This is a genomic window from Microcoleus sp. Pol7_B2 (assembly GCF_036701035.1).
Lineage (GTDB): Bacteria > Cyanobacteriota > Cyanobacteriia > Cyanobacteriales > Microcoleaceae > Microcoleus.
Genome location: NZ_JAUBQB010000013.1, coordinates 61,572 through 79,184, shown reverse-complemented (window position 1 = coordinate 79,184; position 17,613 = coordinate 61,572). Strand labels below are relative to the sequence as shown.

16 protein-coding genes and 1 pseudogene are annotated in these 17,613 nt (G+C 45.6%); 10 read left to right on the top strand and 7 right to left on the bottom strand.

Annotation, left to right across the window (positions count from 1 at the left end; translation table 11 throughout):
• Positions 1-86: 86 nt before the first annotated feature.
• Positions 87-1,460 (bottom strand): 15-cis-phytoene desaturase, encoded by a 1,374-nt coding sequence (gene pds / locus QUA57_RS07815; RefSeq protein ID WP_333060156.1) that lies wholly within the window; start codon positions 1,458-1,460, stop codon positions 87-89.
• Between the two features lie 381 nt (positions 1,461-1,841).
• Here pds and QUA57_RS07810 point away from each other — a divergent pair, with 381 nt between their 5' ends.
• Positions 1,842-2,006 (top strand): hypothetical protein, encoded by a 165-nt coding sequence (locus tag QUA57_RS07810; RefSeq protein ID WP_333060157.1) that lies wholly within the window; start codon positions 1,842-1,844, stop codon positions 2,004-2,006.
• A 103-nt stretch (positions 2,007-2,109) separates the two neighbouring features.
• Here QUA57_RS07810 and QUA57_RS07805 read toward each other — a convergent pair whose 3' ends face one another.
• From QUA57_RS07805 to QUA57_RS07785, 5 genes and pseudogenes are all read right to left on the bottom strand, one after another.
• The gene (locus tag QUA57_RS07805) at positions 2,110-2,739 is read right to left on the bottom strand and encodes a TraX family protein (RefSeq protein ID WP_333060158.1); all 630 of its coding nucleotides are present in this window, start codon (positions 2,737-2,739) and stop codon (positions 2,110-2,112) included.
• 352 nt (positions 2,740-3,091) lie between these two features.
• Positions 3,092-3,382, bottom strand: a pseudogene (locus QUA57_RS07800) (Uma2 family endonuclease); the annotation flags it as partial.
• Positions 3,383-3,468: 86 nt separating this feature from the next.
• A complete protein-coding gene (locus QUA57_RS07795; RefSeq protein WP_333060159.1) occupies positions 3,469-3,693 on the bottom strand; it encodes a hypothetical protein in 225 nt (74 codons plus the stop codon).
• A 49-nt stretch (positions 3,694-3,742) separates the two neighbouring features.
• The gene (locus QUA57_RS07790) at positions 3,743-4,996 is read right to left on the bottom strand and encodes an FAD-dependent oxidoreductase (protein ID WP_333060160.1); all 1,254 of its coding nucleotides are present in this window, start codon (positions 4,994-4,996) and stop codon (positions 3,743-3,745) included.
• A 92-nt stretch (positions 4,997-5,088) separates the two neighbouring features.
• A complete protein-coding gene (locus QUA57_RS07785) occupies positions 5,089-5,256 on the bottom strand; it encodes a hypothetical protein (RefSeq protein ID WP_333060161.1) in 168 nt (55 codons plus the stop codon).
• A 55-nt stretch (positions 5,257-5,311) separates the two neighbouring features.
• Here QUA57_RS07785 and dnaK point away from each other — a divergent pair, with 55 nt between their 5' ends.
• The 9 genes from dnaK to QUA57_RS07740 all read left to right on the top strand — a co-directional run bounded on the left by dnaK (position 5,312) and on the right by QUA57_RS07740 (position 13,683).
• A complete protein-coding gene (gene dnaK / locus QUA57_RS07780) occupies positions 5,312-7,444 on the top strand; it encodes a molecular chaperone DnaK (protein WP_333060162.1) in 2,133 nt (710 codons plus the stop codon).
• A gap of 124 nt (positions 7,445-7,568) precedes the next feature.
• Positions 7,569-8,756, top strand: a complete 1,188-nt coding sequence (locus tag QUA57_RS07775; RefSeq protein ID WP_333060163.1) for a J domain-containing protein — start codon at positions 7,569-7,571, stop codon at positions 8,754-8,756.
• 384 nt (positions 8,757-9,140) lie between these two features.
• Positions 9,141-11,576 carry a dynamin-like GTPase family protein gene (locus QUA57_RS07770; protein WP_333060164.1) on the top strand — a complete coding sequence of 812 codons (2,436 nt, stop codon included), beginning with the start codon at positions 9,141-9,143 and terminating at the stop codon, positions 11,574-11,576.
• Between the two features lie 84 nt (positions 11,577-11,660).
• Positions 11,661-11,864 carry a hypothetical protein gene (locus QUA57_RS07765; protein ID WP_333060165.1) on the top strand — a complete coding sequence of 68 codons (204 nt, stop codon included), beginning with the start codon at positions 11,661-11,663 and terminating at the stop codon, positions 11,862-11,864.
• Positions 11,845-12,213, top strand: coding sequence for a type II toxin-antitoxin system PemK/MazF family toxin (locus QUA57_RS07760; RefSeq protein WP_333060166.1), 369 nt, complete (start codon positions 11,845-11,847; stop codon positions 12,211-12,213). Before QUA57_RS07765 ends, QUA57_RS07760 begins: the two co-directional genes overlap by 20 nt.
• 28 nt (positions 12,214-12,241) lie before the next feature.
• Positions 12,242-12,676, top strand: coding sequence for a KGK domain-containing protein (locus tag QUA57_RS07755; RefSeq protein WP_333060167.1), 435 nt, complete (start codon positions 12,242-12,244; stop codon positions 12,674-12,676).
• A gap of 50 nt (positions 12,677-12,726) precedes the next feature.
• A complete protein-coding gene (locus QUA57_RS07750; protein WP_015179287.1) occupies positions 12,727-12,972 on the top strand; it encodes an HNH endonuclease in 246 nt (81 codons plus the stop codon).
• Between the two features lie 91 nt (positions 12,973-13,063).
• A complete protein-coding gene (locus QUA57_RS07745) occupies positions 13,064-13,300 on the top strand; it encodes a toxin-antitoxin (TA) system antitoxin (RefSeq protein ID WP_333060168.1) in 237 nt (78 codons plus the stop codon).
• On the top strand, positions 13,297-13,683 hold the full coding sequence (locus QUA57_RS07740) for a type II toxin-antitoxin system VapC family toxin (RefSeq protein WP_333060169.1): 387 nt from the start codon (positions 13,297-13,299) through the stop codon (positions 13,681-13,683). The genes QUA57_RS07745 and QUA57_RS07740 overlap by 4 nt, the downstream gene beginning before the upstream one ends.
• 2 nt (positions 13,684-13,685) lie before the next feature.
• Here QUA57_RS07740 and QUA57_RS07735 read toward each other — a convergent pair whose 3' ends face one another.
• Positions 13,686-17,498, bottom strand: coding sequence for a glycoside hydrolase family 2 TIM barrel-domain containing protein (locus QUA57_RS07735; RefSeq protein ID WP_333060170.1), 3,813 nt, complete (start codon positions 17,496-17,498; stop codon positions 13,686-13,688).
• Positions 17,499-17,613 lie beyond the last annotated feature (115 nt).

Here is a 17,613-nt window from a genome sequence, read left to right as displayed (position 1 = left end):
ATAAGAAATTTAAAGATTAGAACTGACATTCCCCCGTTTAGAAAACGGGAGATTCTTTTACGTCTTTATGAAAAATTCTTAATTTTTCATTGGTTATTGGCCGTTGAAATAGCCTGCGCTGTCAGCTTACCAGAAAGCACGGCACCTTCCATACTCGCAAGATAACGCTGCATCGTATAATCCCCCGTTAGATAGAAATTTCTAATGGGAGTTGTTTGTGTGGGACGGCACTGCTGGCGTCCGGGAGTGGCTTTGTAGACGGAACGAGGGGTTTTGACTACGTGATATTTGAGCAGTTTGGCTGGTTCTGGGATTTGATCGGGAAAGAGTTTTTCTAACTCGACCATTGTGGCTGCGACGATATCTTCGTCAGACTTGCCTATCCAGTCTTTTGCCGGTGCTAAAACCAGTTCCAGCATTGATTTGTCTGGGTTGGCATATTCGCGGCAGGTGTTGCTCATGTCGGCGTAGACGCTCAGCAGGGGCGATCGCGAGAACAGCAAATGGTCGATGTCAGTTAATTTGCGATCGAACCACAAGTGTACATTAATGACGGGTACTCCCTCCAAGCCTTCGAGCTGTTTGAAATAATCCATTTCGCCCCAAGGTTTCGGCATCATCAACTTGAGCGGGTCAACCGGCATCGCGGAAACGTAAATATCGGCCGTCAGAATTTCTGACTCTGCCCCTTTTACGCCCCGAATGTGGAAGCCGCGCACCGTGTTGTCATCGTTGAGCAAAAACTCTTTGATGGGTGCATTCAGCCGTACTTCACCCCCGCGCTCAGTTATGTAGTCTACCATCGGCTGACACAACCTTTCTGTGGGGGAACCGTCTAAAAAAGCCATTTTCGAGCCGTTTTTCTCTTGCAAGAAGCGGTTGAGGGCTGTCAGCAGTATGGTTGCAGATATTTCGTGGGGGTCGATGAAGTTGAGCGCCTTGGACATGGCGATGAATACTTCTTTTTCGACTCTGGGGGGGATGTTTTGCTTTTTGAGCCAGTCGGAAAACGAGTATTTGTCCATTGCTTCGACATAGTTTTGACCCTGAAGCATCGCCGGAATCAAACCTATACCGAAGCGGATTTTTTCCGGCCAGGTGAGCATATCGTTGTTGCTCAAGATGGCTGCGACGCCGTTGAAGGGGGCGGGAAGGTCGGGAAAGTCAAAGCGGGAATAGGTTCCGGGGGTTTCCGGCTGATTGAAAATCATCGAGTGTTCTTTCCATTGCAGCCGGTCTTCGATGTCAAGTTCTTTGAAGAGTTGGAGCATATTCGGGTATGCACCGAAGAAGATGTGGAGGCCGGTTTCGTACCAGTCGCCGTCTGCATCTTTCCAGGCGGCGACTTTGCCGCCGAGTACGTCCCGACTTTCTAGGAGGATGGGGGTGTGGCCCGCGTCGGTAAGATATTTAGCGCAGGAAAGTCCTGCTAAGCCTGCTCCGGCGATCGCAACTCGCATTTGATACTACTTGGCCTCTGTGTTCGCTTCGGTTTAATTATACTTTACAACTCGTTACATTTTTTTGGGAAATCTGTAGGGACACAGCAGTGCTTGGAGGTGTCGGCTTAGCCCGAAAGTCCGCCAGGGACTTTCAGTCCCTGTCTCATAGCGCAAGTCCTCGCTCAAGAGGACTGAAGAATACATTAGTCCTATTTCAGAGGACTTTTGCTTTGAGGCAGGGGTTTAAACCCCTGCCGGACTAAGCGAACTGCGGGCAATATCGTTATTCAGCATTCAGCGATGTCGTGTTTTAAAAGACGCAATACTTCAGTATTAACGGAAATTTAGCAATTCTTACTATCATAAATTAAGAGAAATTTTGATGAATTGCTTAAATTTATGGCACAAACAATTCAAGATAGAAATGTCACGATGTACGATTGGGAAACCAAATTCAAAATAGAGCGGGTTGAAGACGACCAATTCTTTCGCGAGTGGCAAGATGATTTACCAGAAATCAATGATGCTGAAAAACAGCGACTGGACAGAGTGAAAGCAAGTTAGAGGAAAGCGATCGCGCTCTTCTGGCGGCGAGCGCTCAGAGACGCGGTTGTACTTCGTTTAAATAAAAAATCAACAATCAACTAATTAGAATCCGCAGTCTTATTTAGACAATTGTTCGCAGTGCCGCTAGCCCCCCAAGGTGTAGTGGGTAAAAATAATAGAAAAATCTTTTTTCTAGAGCCGTTGGTTTTTGGTCTTTAGAGCTATCGTAGTATGCCAGAACTAGCGGTGTGAATATAGCGAAAATTTGAATCCAGCTTTTGCAACTAATTGCATATCCGATATTTGCGATAGTCCAGCCGAACCACCAAAGGCGAGATCCTCCTCCTTTCCACCTAATCATCAATAGCGGGCAAGCCACTGCATACCAGCCGTAAGTCACTCCTAAAATTTGAGCACTTACTAGACCTGTGCTTAAAACTGCAATTTTGCGATCGAAGCGTCGGATGTAGCTCAAAGTTAGTGCTGCTACGGCAAAGCTAAACATGATGTTTAACTGTAAATTGCCAAAAATTAACATATGAGGTATTTGAGAAAGTACCCCAAATAATATCAGTCGAGTAATTAGAGGATTTTTGTCCCCCGGTCGTTTCCAGTTTTGAGCAAACACCCAACTAAACAACGGAAAACTGAGGCGGCCGACGATACGCATGGGTTCTGCTTCAAGCATAAATCCGATGTGGTCTATTAGCATTAGAGCTGCGGCCAACCATTTAATTTGATTTTGATTCATACAATTGATTCTCAAATTATGTTATTAAAATTTCGTTTTTTGTACTGATTAAATATTTTTTGAACTTTTTGACACAATTTATTATTTACATAAATTCGCTTTTTCAGTATGTTTTATATGCTATAAAATGCAGTTGTTGAAGGTGTTTTTTAAGGGCGATAGTTCGTATTTTATCTTTTATTTATGAAAACAGGATTTGTTTTTATTAAAATCTTCACTACAATTAAAGCTACTGTACTCATAATCTATCCTGAAAGCAACAGCTAAATTAAAGAGAGCTTGTTCTCTTTAATTTAGCTGTTTAAAAAAATATACTTAAAAACACTGTTGTGTACTCCTTAAGGTAGATTTACCTTAAATTTATTGATATAGTTGGCGGCACATTAGGCACATAAAACCAGTCGGGTGCTTCTGCACCCCATTCTAACGGCTCAGTTAATCGCCAATAAATGCCGCTGTCTTGACCGATACAATAGTTACCATCTGGATGAATGCTTTGGAACACGGGAGTAATTGAATCGGTTAACAGAATGCTTTGGGGGTGTTCTTGAAAATTTTTCACAAAAGTACCGTCTGATTCGGGTAGCTGAGTGTGGTCTGGCCAGCCTGTAGGATTGTTTTCTACATCTAGGGTGAATTTCATAGTTTTATTTTGATTGGAAGCCTTTTTGGTAGGTGGGCGATAGCACTTTTAATTTCGATTTTTTTTGATATAAACTGTGTAATTACTCAGTCTAGCTGCGATTCCACATCATCCCATTTCAACCAACCGGCACGATCGCGATTTCTACCAGCAGCTTTTAACTCATTTAATGCTTGTTTGGCAATTTGTAAATCTTCTACACTCTCTAACCATTCGATGAATGCTTGCCAATTTTCGACATCTAAAACAGCAACTTGTTTGCCTTTTAACTTGAGAAATTCAACTGACTGCAATAGTTCTAATCCGGCCATTCAGTTACCTCTATGTTGATGATAGGTATAACTTAAGTATAGGTATATCTCATTGATTTCGCACCCGAACCCGGTTTAATCCAAAACCAATTAATCGCGCTGGAATATTTCGCAAAATGGGTAACTGCAACAAAAGTGGCGGTGTAAACGGTCGATTTGTATCTAATGCCCCTTTAATAATTCGTTCCTGTACAAACGACTGAAATGCTTGAATGATGCGTGTGGGCAACTCCCGCTGTCGCTGCACTTCTGCCAAATCCCACAGATGCAAGTGATTATTTTTCAGGGAGGCGCTGAGTACATTGGCGGCCACGACAGCATCTTGAATAGCATAGTTAATTCCCACACCGCCTACGGGCGACATGACGTGAGCGGCATCCCCAATTAAGAGCAAACCGGGACGATACCAGCGGGGAAGGCGACTCGATTCAACGGACAGGAAAGAAATTTGCGACCAATCTTTCAGTCGCTCGACCCTATCTGCAAATTCCGGCGCTAATTCAGCAACAGATTTTTGCAAAGCTTCTATTCCTGAGTCGCGCAATTTCTGATAGCTGCCTTTCAGAATAATGTAACCGAGTTGCCAATAATCCAAGCGGTCAATTATGGCTAATAAATGACCTCCAACAGCTCGACCTCCCACGCCGAAATCTTGGACATCATGGGGACTGCGCGGCAAACGAAACCAAAGGACATCCATCGGCGGGGAAGTTTTAATCGGTTCAAAACCTGCTAATTGGCGAAGGCGGGAAAAGCGACCGTCTGCACCGACAGTGAGGGTCGATCGCACTTCATGCCATCCCCCGCGTCCTCGGTATCGAATTCCGCACACAACCCCATTTTCTACGATCGTTTCTTGGACATTAGCTCCCATTACTAGCTGAAAACTGGGGTAGCGCTGCGCTTCGGCAATGATGAATTCGAGAAACTTGACTTGGGGAAGGATAGTGATGTAAGGATACTTGGTTTTAAGACAGGCTAAATCTACGAGTGTGGCGGTATTTCCAGCAGCTTGGATGGTGAGTTTGTGCATTTTTGTATGGGGCAATTCCAGCAATTTTTCTGCTAAACCCAATTGCTCCATAATTTCCATTACAGACGGATGCAGCGTATCGCCGCGAAATTCTCGATCGAAATCTTTGTGTAGTTCTAGCAGGATGACTGGAATGTTTTGCCGCGCTAAAAGTAATGCTAAAACAGCACCCGCAGGCCCACCTCCGACAATGCAGCAGTTGGTATGCTGCACGTCAACGATCGAGTGTTCTTGAGAGGATTCTGAATTTTGAACAGAGTTGACAGTCATATTTGTATGTTCCTGTTTGCTCAACAATCCTGCTAGCTGCTTTTAGTTTAGCAAAACGCATTAGTTAATCTATTCGGAAAATTTTTTGGCTGTCAAAAGATGAACATACACTGCTTTCCCAAGTTGACACTCCTACTCCTCGCAGGATCTGGCATCCACCAGCGGAGCGATCGCACCCAGCCAACCGCAGCCGCTTGACCAAAGTGAGGCAATCCCCCCGCAGCCCCCGCTTCTCGACGCGGTACAATAAATGCAATCATACTTAACGCTTATATTGAAAAGGCTACACACAACGCCACAGGAGACAACTGACGCATGGGTAAAGTAGTTGGCATTGACCTCGGAACAACAAACTCAGTAGTAGCCGTCATGGAAGGCGGCAAACCGGTTGTGATTGCCAATGCAGAAGGGATGCGGACAACTCCCTCGGTAGTCGCTTTCACAAAGGAAGGAGAACGCCTGGTGGGACAGATGGCCAGACGCCAGACTGTTCTCAACCCGCAAAACACCTTTTACGCCGTCAAGCGGTACATCGGGCGCAAATATACCGAACTGACTCCAGAATCAAAGCGCGTCCCTTACACAACTCGCCGCGACGAAAACGGGAACATCAAAATCAAGTGTCCCCGCCTGAAAAAAGATTTTGCCCCGGAGGAAATTTCGGCGATGGTGTTGCGGAAACTGGCTGATGAAGCCAGCCGCTATCTGGGACAAGAGGTAACGGGGGCTGTAATTACTGTTCCCGCTTATTTCAACGACTCGCAGCGACAGGCGACGCGCGATGCGGGACGAATTGCCGGACTTGATGTCAAGCGGATTTTAAATGAGCCGACGGCGGCTTCTTTGGCTTACGGTTTGGAGAGGCGAGAAAGTCAAACTATTTTAGTGTTTGATTTGGGCGGCGGTACTTTTGATGTGTCGATTTTAGACGTGGGAGACGGAGTATTTGAAGTTAAAGCAACTAGCGGCGACACTCAATTAGGTGGCAATGATTTTGACTCTAAAATTGTTGACTGGTTGGCCGATCAATTCTTAGAAAAAGAAGGAATTGATTTGCGGCGCAACCGGCAAGCTTTGCAGCGCTTGATCGAAGCGGCAGAAAAAGCCAAGATTGAACTGTCGGGAGTCGGTGTCACGGAGATTAATTTGCCGTTTATCGATGCGAACGAAGATGGGCCATTGCATCTGGAAACGCGGCTGACTCGCGGTCAATTTGAGGGGCTGTGCACAGATTTGGTGCAGCGGCTGCGGCGGCCAGTCAAACAAGCTTTGGCTGATGCAAGTTTGAGTCCTTCTCGCATTGATGAAGTTGTGTTGGTCGGCGGTTCGACTCGCATTCCTTTGGTGCAGGAAGTTGTTCGCAGTTTGATCGATCGAGAACCCAATCAAAATGTGAATCCCGATGAAGTTGTGGCGGTGGGTGCGGCAATTCAGGCGGGGATTTTGGGTGGCGATGTCCGCGATGTGCTGCTGTTGGATGTGACGCCGCTGTCGCTGGGTTTGGAAACTATCGGCGGGGTGATGAAAAAATTGATTCCTCGCAATACTACTATTCCCGTTAGGCGATCGGACATTTTTTCGACTGCTGAAAACAACCAAACTGTGGTAGAGATTCACGTGATCCAAGGGGAACGGGAATTAGGCAGAGATAATAAGTCTTTGGGGCGGTTTAAACTAACTGGAATTCCACCGGCGCCGCGAGGGATTCCGCAGGTGCAAGTAGCTTTTGATATTGATGCTAACGGGATGCTGTTGGTGACTGCTTTGGACAAAACTACTGGTAGGGAACAAAGCATTACTGTGCAAGGTGCTTCGACGCTGACTCAGCAGGAAGTGAATCAAATGATTCGCGATGCGGAACAGTTTGCTCAAGCTGATAAGTTGCAGCGGGAAAAGGTGGAAAAACGCAATCGCGCTGAAGCTTTAGCTTATCAAGCCGAGCGGCAGTTGCGGGAAGTTGCACTCGATCGCGGAATGCAGTTTGCTCAAAGAAGCCGCCAGCGAATTGAAACTTTAATTCGGGAATTGCGAGACAGTTTAGAACGCAATGATGAGCGCGGAGTTGACCAAGTTGGTTCGGATTTGCAGGATGCTCTTTACGATTTGAGCCGGGAAGTTTCCGCGTTTGCGATGGATGACGATGATGACGATTTCTTTGAGTCTGTGAAGCGGACTTTTACGGGCGACGGTACCAAGCGGCGCAGCGATGACAGCAGCTATTATACCAATGCTAAGCCGTACAGGCGATCGACTGTCGATCCAATTCCCGATCGCCCATACGATCGTATGAACGATCGCATGGGCGACCGCATGGGCGATCGCATGAACGATCGTATGGGCGATCGTATGGGCGATCGTATGGGCGATCGCAGAAGCAGTGCTAATCGCCCCACTCGGCCTTATCAAAATCAAAGCGACGATTGGGATGATGACGACGATTGGCTCTAATTAGTGGTTAGTCATTAGTCCCTAGTCATTAGTCCCTAGTTTGAAGCAGGGAAGCAGCATGACTAATGACTAATGACTAATAATTAATAACTAATGACTAATGACTAATAACTAATGACTAACTATGCAGAATTTTCGCAATTACTATCTAATTTTGGGAGTGCCCAAAGATGCCACGGCTGATGAGATTAAGAAAGCCTATCGACGGCTAGCCAGACAGTTGCACCCTGACGTAAATCCGGGGGATAAATCGGCTGAAGATAGGTTTAAGGATATTAATGAAGCTTACGATATTCTTTCCGATATTGACAAGCGAGCTCAATACGATCAGTTTAGTAAGTTCTGGAAACAAAAGGGATTTCAAGGCAAGCAAGGGGTGCGACTTCCCAATTTCAAAACTTGGGGAAATGGTAAAGCTACCCGCAAAAAACCGGCCGAAGATGTCGATTTTAGCGATTACTCGGATTTTAATAAATTTCTAGATCAAGTGCTCGGAAGGCGCCGGGAAGTGAGGATGGCGACCGCCAATGATGCACCGCGAGCAGCCTCCTATGAACCGTGGAGTACGGCTTCTAAGAGAACGAGTTATGTAGCTAATTCTAGGGAAGATAGAAGGGATGTGGACGATCGCGAAATTCGACGGGAAACAGTCGATCGCGAAACCAGAAGGGATATAGTCGATCGCGAAATTCGACGGGAAACAGTTGATCGCGAAACCAGAAGGGATGTGGACGATCGCGAAATTCGACGGGAAGCAGTCGATCGCGAAATTCGACGGGAAACAGTCGATCGCGAACCCAGAAGAGACATTGAAGCAAGGCTAACTCTGCCTTTGGAAAGGGCTTATTCGGGCGGTACTGAGCGAATTCGTCTGGAAGATGGGCGAGCGATCGAGGTGAATCTGCCTCCTGCTATGGTATCAGGCCAGCGGATTCGCTTGCGAAATCAAGGTATGGGCGGCGGAGATTTATATTTAAAAATCACAGTTTCTCCCCATCCATTTTTTCGCTTGGAAATGTCGGATATTTGCTGCGAATTGCCACTGACTCCCAGCGAAGCGGTGTTGGGTGGAGATGTGGAAGTACCGACGCTAGATGGTAGGGTGAAAATGAAATTGCCACCGGGAGTAACGTCTGGAAAGCGGTTGCGGCTGGCTAATAAGGGCTATCCGACAGGAAATGGCGATCGGGGCGATCAATTGGTAGAAATTCAGGTGTTAATTCCCAAAGAAATTAGTGAGGAGGAACGGGAATTATACGAAAAGTTGCGGCAGGTTGAGTCTTTTAAACCGCGTCAGGATTTATCGGTTTAATGTAGAGTACGCAATGCGCCAGTTGAATTCTGTAGGGGCGCAATAAGGCGCGCCTTACTACTAATGGTGTACGAAAAATTAGGAGATGCTTGGCTAAATTTTACTGACATATCAGATTTAGCCAATTGGCTGTAAATAGATGATATCAAATCCGTGGGTATAGCAATTATTTATCTCTCTCTTCTCTTTCTGTGCGGCCTCTGCGGCCTCTGCGGTTTAATAATTCCGAAACAACCGTAAACTATAGGATTTGTCGCCAGAATAGCCGATCGCACTTTCAGCAATCCTGGATTGCATAAGTAAAATTACTGTTGTGATTATTCCTGAACTAGCAGAGAATTAACAATAAGGTAATTTTCCCACAATCAGGAGCAGTCTGCAGCGATGACTCAAATGCCCCCTCAATGCAACAATCTGCAAGAACAAGTTGACTCTTTACTGCAACTGCTGCGTCAGGAATCTTCTTTGCGACAACAAGATATCACGGCGGTACAAGCTTCTCTGAAAAAGGCAATTTCTCCTGAGTTTGAAATTGTGTTTGCTGGCGCTTTCAGTGCGGGAAAATCTATGTTAATTAATGCTTTGCTGGAGCGGGAATTGCTCTACAGTGCTGAAGGACACGCGACAGGTACGGAATGTTATATCGCCTTTGCTGAGCCGGAAAAAGAGCGCGTTGTTCTAACTTTTTTGAGCGAATTTGAGATTAGCCAGCAAGCTTCTGTGCTGTGCCATCAGTTAGGTTTAGCTACTGAACTTAATATTAATCAAACAGATGTAGTGTCCCTGTTGTCTCAGGGATGTAACATAATTATTGAAACGGAAGGCGGCGAAAATAAATCCGAGGTAGCCAAAAAAGCTAAGGCTTTGATGCTGCTGTTAGAAGGTTTTGAGGCAAATCGCGATCGCATCCAAACTCTCGAAAACGCTACCTACTCGATGGAACAGTTTAACTTTTCCAATCTCAAGGAAGCTGCTAGTTATGCCCGTCGCGGTAGTAACAGTGCTGTACTCAAGCGAGTTGAATATTACTGTTATCATCCCTTGCTACAAGATGGCAATATTATTATCGATACGCCGGGAATTGATGCGCCGGTGCAGCGGGATGCAGAATTGACTTATGATAAGATTGAAAGCCCCGATACTTCGGCAGTTGTCTGCGTTTTGAAAGCGGCTTCGTCTGGGGAAATGACGACGGAGGAAACCGAGTTGATGGAAAAAACACGGGGAAATCCGGGAATTCGCGATCGGCTGTTTTACATTTTTAACCGCATTGACGAAACTTGGTACAACACTCAACTGCGACAGCGGTTAGAAAATCTGATTAATTCTGACTTTCGCGATACTGCGAGAGTTTACAAAACTAGCGGATTGTTGGGATTTTACGGGAGTTTGATTCGAGGGACAACAGGGCGCGATCGCTTTGGTTTAAATACAATCTTTGCCAGCAGTCAAGGGCGAGTTTCTGGAGATGATAAATTAGATTCAGAGTTTCTCGGTAATAGTGAAGAAACACCGCAATTTGTCAGCGAGTTTAACCGATACTGTGCCAATTCCGGCAAGTTATCTCCCAGCAAATTTCGGATTTCTGTTAACAGCTACGAAACACCAAATGAAAACTACGTGCGGATTCTTGCAGAACAAGGACAACCATTAATTGCTCAATTAATTCAAGATAGCGGTATCGAAGATTTTCGCACAGCCATCACCCGTTACCTCACCGAAGAAAAACGCCCGCAACTGTTCAAAAATCTCGCTGACGATTTAGAAGATTTGTGCATTCAACTGCGGAAACATTACCAAACAATTCAGCGGAATTTGGACAGCCAGCCCCGCGAAATTGAAGCAATGAAAGCACAGGAACTTTTGCGACTAAATCAAGAGTTGCAGCAAGTCGGACAGGATTTTCGGGAACATATCGCCGAAGAAGTCAATGAAATGATTATGAACAGATGCGATATTTTCGATATAGACTTTCGGCAACTGCAATCTCGGATGATCCGCCGCTTGGATGAATTGTTAGATGGATTTTCTGTTGAGGCGGCTTACGGACGCACTTTGCGGAATCATCCCCGCAATGCGACAGCACCTTTAATTGCTGTTTTAGTTGAGGCACTTTACTATTTAGCGAATCAGTTGGAAGATATTTTAGTAGAGGCTACTAAGTCACTGGTTGATAATTATTTCCAGTATTTGAAAGATAGCGTTCGCAAGTCTGAATACTATCGATTACTCTATCGGTTGTTGGGGAACGACGGGGGAATTGAACAGCAGTTAGAGGAGTTATCAAAGCGGGTTTCAGATGCTTTGGTAAATGCGGCTGGCGTTGAGTGCGATCGCTACGTGCGAGAAAGTCCCCGTTTTTACGACGAAGGCACATTTTCGATTTATCAATTCCGGGAAACATTGCAGCAAACATCCCAAGGTTTCGACTGCGAAAACATGGTGGATGCCCAACCGGCAATTCGGCAATTATTGCGGCTGGATTTTGAGCCGAAAGTATCTAGAACTATTCGGCAAACTTTCCGTCAAACTGTCAACCAAACGCTGAAAGAGCATTTGTTGCCGCTGGCCCAAAAGCAAGCTGATGATATTTTGCAGAAATACAGTCAAGCCCGCGATTATTTGGAGCAAACTTTGGCACAGGAGGCTGAGGAAAAGATTGCTGGGAATCTGCGGCGGCAAGCTGAGAATGAGCAGAAGATTCAAGAGTACGATCGGGCGGTTTCTGGGATTAATAGTTGTTTGCAGGCGATGAAGTTGCACGAGCATTTGTTGCCTGTAATCGGGCAAAATGATAGCGTTTCGGTGGATGGTGAATGATTGCAATTTTGGCGAATAGAATTCGCCGCTCTCTTGATTCTGTTTATTGTGCTATAATAGGCAACAAAGAGCGACTTTAATCCTATGAACATTCGCCAAAAACTTTTAACAATAATCGAACAACTTCCAGAGGATAAGTTAGCAACACTTCTGAACCTAGCCCTATTCTTGAAAAGTGGGAAAGAATCTGTTCAACCGATGCTTGTATCCCAAGCTTATCAAGATTGGCTGAGTGCGGAAAATGACATTTACGACGAACTATTTGCCGATGAACTTACGGCGCGGTGATGTAGTGTTGGCTCAAGTGCCAATGCCTTCTACTCAGCTAACACAGTTTAAACTGCGTCCGGCTGTGATAATTTCGGCAGATAATATCAACCAAATTCTTGACGATGTGATGGTGATACCTTGTACTTCTAAGACAACTCGCCCTTTGACAGCAGTTCAATATTTGATAACAGGAGATGAAATTCTATTAGCTGGTATTAGAGTTGAGTCTGTAGTTAGGTGCGAGTCCATTTTTACCCTCAACAAGTCAATGATTGCCCGGAAACTTGGTTTCCTTTCAAAGGATGCCATAAACCACATTAATAGCTGTTTGATGGTAGCTTTGGAATTAGAAAGAGTAGTAGATTAAATAGAACTTACGCGAGGGTGGCAAGAATATGGAAGATAAATTTGATTTGCACAACTGCGGTAATGACGATGCTTTATCTTTTCGTAACGCAATGCTTAAAGTAGAAAATATTAAGGAAACAGTAAATAACGTTTTGCCTGAAAATGAGTTAGGAGAGACACTCAATAAATCGTTAAAAGAACAAAACTTAAATATCTCTGTACCTTTTGACCATCGCCAAAAACGTTTTTCATATGAGAACTGGTTTGGTCAAGGTATAGATTGTGAAATTCTCAGAGTGGGTGCTCAGGGCTGGAAGAAAGGAAAGATGAAGCTCAAACTCAATGTCACTATAGAATTTTGCCCCGACGAACCAGAATTTGAAGAAACACCAGAAAACAACGAGTCAGAAACTAGCAAACTCGACTCCCCCCTCGATGATTTGCGCCGCCAACTTCTCAATCAAGAAAACTCACCCAGCTAATCCATCAAACATCCGCGTTCATTCGCGTTCATCTGCGGTTAAAATACATCATGTCTAAAACCCCTAGAATTCCCATTCCCCCAGAAGTCAGAAAATACGTATTTACTCGCAATAAATACCAGTGCCAAAGCTGCGGGCAAACCAAACTAGAAACCCAACTCACGATCGATCATATCATCCCCCTAGCGCGCGGCGGCAGCAACGACATCAGCAACTTGCAAACCCTCTGCGGCACCTGCAACCAAAAGAAAACCGACAAACTAGACCCGCGCTTCAGGCGACACTTTGACCTTTGATATTTAACAGTATAATAAAATCAGCAATTTAAGCTTGAAATTGCTAACCTCTGTTCGATCGCACTTTTAATCCCTAGTTTGGATAGCTGCAATGGTGACAAAAACAGTTGACGTGCAAGAAGCACAGACAAATTTAAAAGAGTTATTATCTCTAGCACTTAAAGGCATAGAGGTTGTTCTCACAGAAGGTGGTATTCCCCTTGTCCGTTTAGCGCCAATCGCCTCCCCAACTAAGCAGCGTACAGCGGGATTGCACGCAGGATCAATCTGGACAAGCGACGATTTTGATGAACCGTTACCAGACGAATTTTGGACAGGGAATCTATGAAACTACTGCTGGATACTCATACATTCATTTGGTGGGATAGTTCCCCCCAAAAGCTTTCACCAAAGGCTTTGGCATTGTGCCAAAACCCAGAAAATATTTTGCTTTTAAGCATGGGCAGCATTTGGGAAATGCAAATCAAGCTCCAACTGGGGAAGCTGAGTCTCAATCTGCCTTTACCAGAACTTATAGAAAGTCAGCAACAGACTAATAATATAGAAGTCTTACCTATTAATTTAACTCATATTTTCACCTTGGATAGCCTACCCAACCATCACAAAGATCCGTTCGATCGGCTGTTAATTTCTCCAGCGATTGTAGAAGACGCTGTGCTGGTGAGTGGCGATTCCATACTAGCGAACTATCCCGTAAAAATAGAGTGGTAAGTCTACCATCTATAATACCGATAAGGATCGTCCCCATTCTCAAAATCCGTTCTGTAATCCCAGTGATAAAACTCCCGACTCGAACCGTTAAACACAGAACCATCCGCCTTAAAACTCGCCCCTAAATTAGCCAAAATCTGAGCATTTGCCCGGGTTTGCCGCCAGCGAGTAAAACGCAAATAAGTCTTAGTATCAGCATTCAAACTGTCCGGTTCAATCTGAGAAAAAATCGCCACACCCTTGCCCACTTGTAGCCGACTTAACAAACCGTCAGCACCGATTTCTCCCCCAGACTTAATCAACCAAGTATCATAAAAAGAGCGCGATCGCAAATCTGAGGCACTAACCCCCTTCACCTCATCCCAACTCGGAACCGCCAGCGAACCTCCGAAATCCTGCGCTTGCTGCAAACCCACGCCCAAACCCGCAGCAGGCACTTGACGCGGCAAGAAAAACGCCTTCCCACCAGCATTCAAATAACCGCGCAAATCTGCATCTTTCAGATTCGCTTCTCTCCCCACAATGACCAAACCAACATCATTAGAAAGCGAACTAGCGCGCTGATAAATTACCCCCAAACTGTCCAACTTTTGGGCATCTTCATCTCCCCCTATTAAAACCACTTGATCCGGCTTTCCAAGTACCGGAGAATTCATCCCGTAACTCACCATTTGTTGCACTAACTGCGCCGCCCCAGCATCTACAGAATAATGGTCTTCCAAATCCAACTCGTTTAAAATCAGCCGCCCTTTTCCGTAATCCAATTCCATCAGCGGCGAATAAGCTAAATCAAACTCAGATTCCAAAATGGGACGCCAACCGCTGCGGTGCGGTTTCTCAATAGAAGCGCTACTAACACCGCCACGATTTCCCCAACGCCAGCCGTACCAAGGTTTATTTGCTGGACTCAAATTAGGGCCAGTTTGGATTGTATCTGGATAAGCTTCAAGCAGCGTGCTTTCCCCCACCCAATCCCGCAAATCTTCACTGTCTAAACCGTTAATTGCGGGATGTTTGCTGTCAACTGGATAAGCGCGGCGGCTGACGTGGGCAGCAACCCGGAAACCCGTATTTTCCAGCCATTCCCTGCGCTGAGGAAACACAATTACTTTGCCGCCGTTTCGCACAAAACTTTCTACACTTCCCGGCAAATTTTCCCCGCTAGAAAATGCTTCCCTACCGATAATTAATAGCGATGAAACTTGCGAACCCTTCCACGGTACAAGCTGATAACCTAATTGTTTTAACATTGCCGATGTTTTGCCGGCTGGATCGAAAATTGTCACCGAATCTTTGATGTTGGATTGTTTGGGAAAAACGCGGAAAGCCAATGTATCAGAATGCGATCGATCGCCCACCCGTGCGGTCAAGCGAATTTCGCCGTCAGCCTTGCTAGAAATGGTATTTGGCAATTTTACGTCTATTGGGAAAAACAGCGTTTCTGCCGCCTCAATTATCCCTTTTCCCTCGCCCTTTTTTACTTCTTTGCCCTTCACCAAAACTCGCCAATTAAACGTAAATTCTTGCGGCGTCCGCCTATCGTTAATTAACACTACTTGCTTTGCCACTTTTCCGCCCACAAACAAATTGTGATCTTTGGCAGTAAAAACCGGGCTAGCACCAGCAATCCAAGCCAAAGTCGAGCTATTATTATTCATAATTGCCTCGCCCCCAGGATGAACAGTGTAAGCTTCGGGCTGCAAATAATTCAAAAGATTATTCGAGACTTGCTTCAAATAAACTCCCCGGCGACCCGGTTGAAAGGCCCCAATATCCACCTTTTTTCTGCCTGCTTCGGAAACTTCCCAACCATGTCCGTCATTCCAAGGAATCATCCCCCCAGACATTCCAAAAGTCCGCCAACTCCGCCAAGTATTTGTACTGAATAACTGCTGCAACTTTTGAAAAGCTGGGGCAAAATCTAACTCTTTTTTTAAATGCCAGTTTTGATACTCCTGACCCTTGACAAATTGCTCGCGAATTTTAGCTTTATAAGCGGCAGTTTCCAACTCGTAAGCCTGCTTGCCAAAATAAATTGCCGCAAACTCCGTCATCCAAGGTTCGCTGAGAATCACCTGACCAAAACCTTTGCGATTCCGCATCATTGTTGCGTGCAGAGGAGTCCCAAACTCGACTGCCATGTAGGGCCTTTCCCCGGTTTTGCTCCACTCAGAAATCCACTCTTCCCGTTCTTGCAAAGGAATCATATTTAAATAAGAATTCAGCGCATAAACATCGCCGAAGTGTGCGCCTTGGTGTACCATCACAGGTCTGGTTGGGTCTGCCGATTTAATAGTAGCTAAAGCGTCATTTCCTAGGGGAGTGTTGACCCGCAAACGCTGGTTTTCCGGGGGACTGAGAGTTCCTTCTACTTTGCTTTTGCCGATGCGACGGGGATTTAGGTCGTCAGCGTTGCCGAAAAAATTAGGACTTGTCGCCCACATTAATACTGATGGATGATTGCGGTAGCGGCGCATTTCAGTCACCATTCGCTCTTTCCAGCGGTTTTTCCACAGGGGGTTCTTCCACTTGCCATTCCAAGCGATAGGACTAATGTCTAAAGCGGGAGCCATAATGGGAAAACCTTTGAAGTCTGCTCTTTCGGAAAACAACTCTCGGAAGTGCCATCTACCCCGTTCGTCGTGATTCCAAGGCCACATTTCTGTTATGTTAAACCCGGCTTTGACGTAGCCATCAATTAGGCTATCTGCAACTTCTACTGTGCCGCCTTGCCAAGTATCGGAGTGCAAGATTGGTCGCAGTCGAATTTCAGTTCCGTTTAAGAAAAATTTGCGCCCTTCTATCCAAAATTCGCGGAAGCCAAAAGGTTGGTTGTATTGTGTGTCAATGCCGCTGCCTTTTACTTCTAATTGCAGGGTGTAAAGGTTTGGTTGCCCGAGATCCCAAAGACGGGGATTTGGCCAATTCCAATGAACTTGAACGGTTTGAATTGGTTTAGCTTTAACGTTGGCAGTGGCGGTGAATTTTTGTTGTAGTTTGCCTTTTTCGTCGAGCATTTGCGCGATTATTTCTACTTGACCGTTTTGGGCAACGTCTTTGAGTTCAACATCTAATTTAACTTGCTTTTTTCGGGTGGAAGTTTGGACGAATACGTCCCTAATTAGCGGGCCTGGAGGAAGGCTCAGAAGCCTTACTTCGCCGATTATTCCCCGCGATTGCAACTTTGATTTTTCTGTGTAGATTTCTGTGGGGCCCATGATGACGGCTTTTTCCTTTTCATCGGATACTGCCACCACTAAAATAGATATGGTGTTTTGACCTGGTTTTGCTGCTTTGGTAATTTCAATAGTGCCGTAGGGCCAGGGGATTTGACCGCAGTTAATGCCGTTGACAAAGATGACTGCATCGGTGCTGACTCTGGCTAAGTCGAGAAAAATTCGGCGGTTTGTCCAGTCGCCGGGAAGGTCTATATTTCTTTGATACCAAGCTTTTGATAGTTGTTTACTGTTGAAGTTTTCCCAATCTTTGCCGTTGCCGCGAGTGATGATTCCGGGTACGGATTCGTTGTTTTCTTTTTGCCAATCTCCGGGCACCGAGATGGATCCCCAATTTGGGGAGACAGGGGGGTTTTGGGGGTTGCCAACTGCGGGGACAAATTGCCAAGTTCCGTTGAGATAAATTTGCGATCGTTTGTTGTCGATCGCCCCGACGGCCAGAGTGGTAAGATTGGGGAAGCCGATGGATATCGCTGAGCTGCTGGCGAAGTTGGGATTTTGCAGCGCGTAACCGACGAATCCAAAGAGGGTGGCGGCTGCGAAAAATAATCCGATAATTTTGGCCAGCTTGTGATTCACTCGCTTATTGCTCCCAGAAATTAGATAATCTAATTTGTCCCTTGATCTATGATAGCAGTTGATTTAGCAGAAATTCCCGTGCCAATCTGTCTCTGGGAAGATGGCACAGAGCCGA

Coding starts and splice junctions, on each gene's coding strand:
- pds (WP_333060156.1), bottom strand. CDS start 1,460: ATGCGAGTTGCGATCGCCGGAGCAGGCTTAGCAGGACTTTCCTGCGCT.
- QUA57_RS07810 (WP_333060157.1), top strand. CDS start 1,842: ATGGCACAAACAATTCAAGATAGAAATGTCACGATGTACGATTGGGAA.
- QUA57_RS07805 (WP_333060158.1), bottom strand. CDS start 2,739: ATGAATCAAAATCAAATTAAATGGTTGGCCGCAGCTCTAATGCTAATA.
- QUA57_RS07795 (WP_333060159.1), bottom strand. CDS start 3,693: ATGGCCGGATTAGAACTATTGCAGTCAGTTGAATTTCTCAAGTTAAAA.
- QUA57_RS07790 (WP_333060160.1), bottom strand. CDS start 4,996: ATGACTGTCAACTCTGTTCAAAATTCAGAATCCTCTCAAGAACACTCG.
- QUA57_RS07785 (WP_333060161.1), bottom strand. CDS start 5,256: ATGATTGCATTTATTGTACCGCGTCGAGAAGCGGGGGCTGCGGGGGGA.
- dnaK (WP_333060162.1), top strand. CDS start 5,312: ATGGGTAAAGTAGTTGGCATTGACCTCGGAACAACAAACTCAGTAGTA.
- QUA57_RS07775 (WP_333060163.1), top strand. CDS start 7,569: ATGCAGAATTTTCGCAATTACTATCTAATTTTGGGAGTGCCCAAAGAT.
- QUA57_RS07770 (WP_333060164.1), top strand. CDS start 9,141: ATGACTCAAATGCCCCCTCAATGCAACAATCTGCAAGAACAAGTTGAC.
- QUA57_RS07765 (WP_333060165.1), top strand. CDS start 11,661: ATGAACATTCGCCAAAAACTTTTAACAATAATCGAACAACTTCCAGAG.
- QUA57_RS07760 (WP_333060166.1), top strand. CDS start 11,845: ATGAACTTACGGCGCGGTGATGTAGTGTTGGCTCAAGTGCCAATGCCT.
- QUA57_RS07755 (WP_333060167.1), top strand. CDS start 12,242: ATGGAAGATAAATTTGATTTGCACAACTGCGGTAATGACGATGCTTTA.
- QUA57_RS07750 (WP_015179287.1), top strand. CDS start 12,727: ATGTCTAAAACCCCTAGAATTCCCATTCCCCCAGAAGTCAGAAAATAC.
- QUA57_RS07745 (WP_333060168.1), top strand. CDS start 13,064: ATGGTGACAAAAACAGTTGACGTGCAAGAAGCACAGACAAATTTAAAA.
- QUA57_RS07740 (WP_333060169.1), top strand. CDS start 13,297: ATGAAACTACTGCTGGATACTCATACATTCATTTGGTGGGATAGTTCC.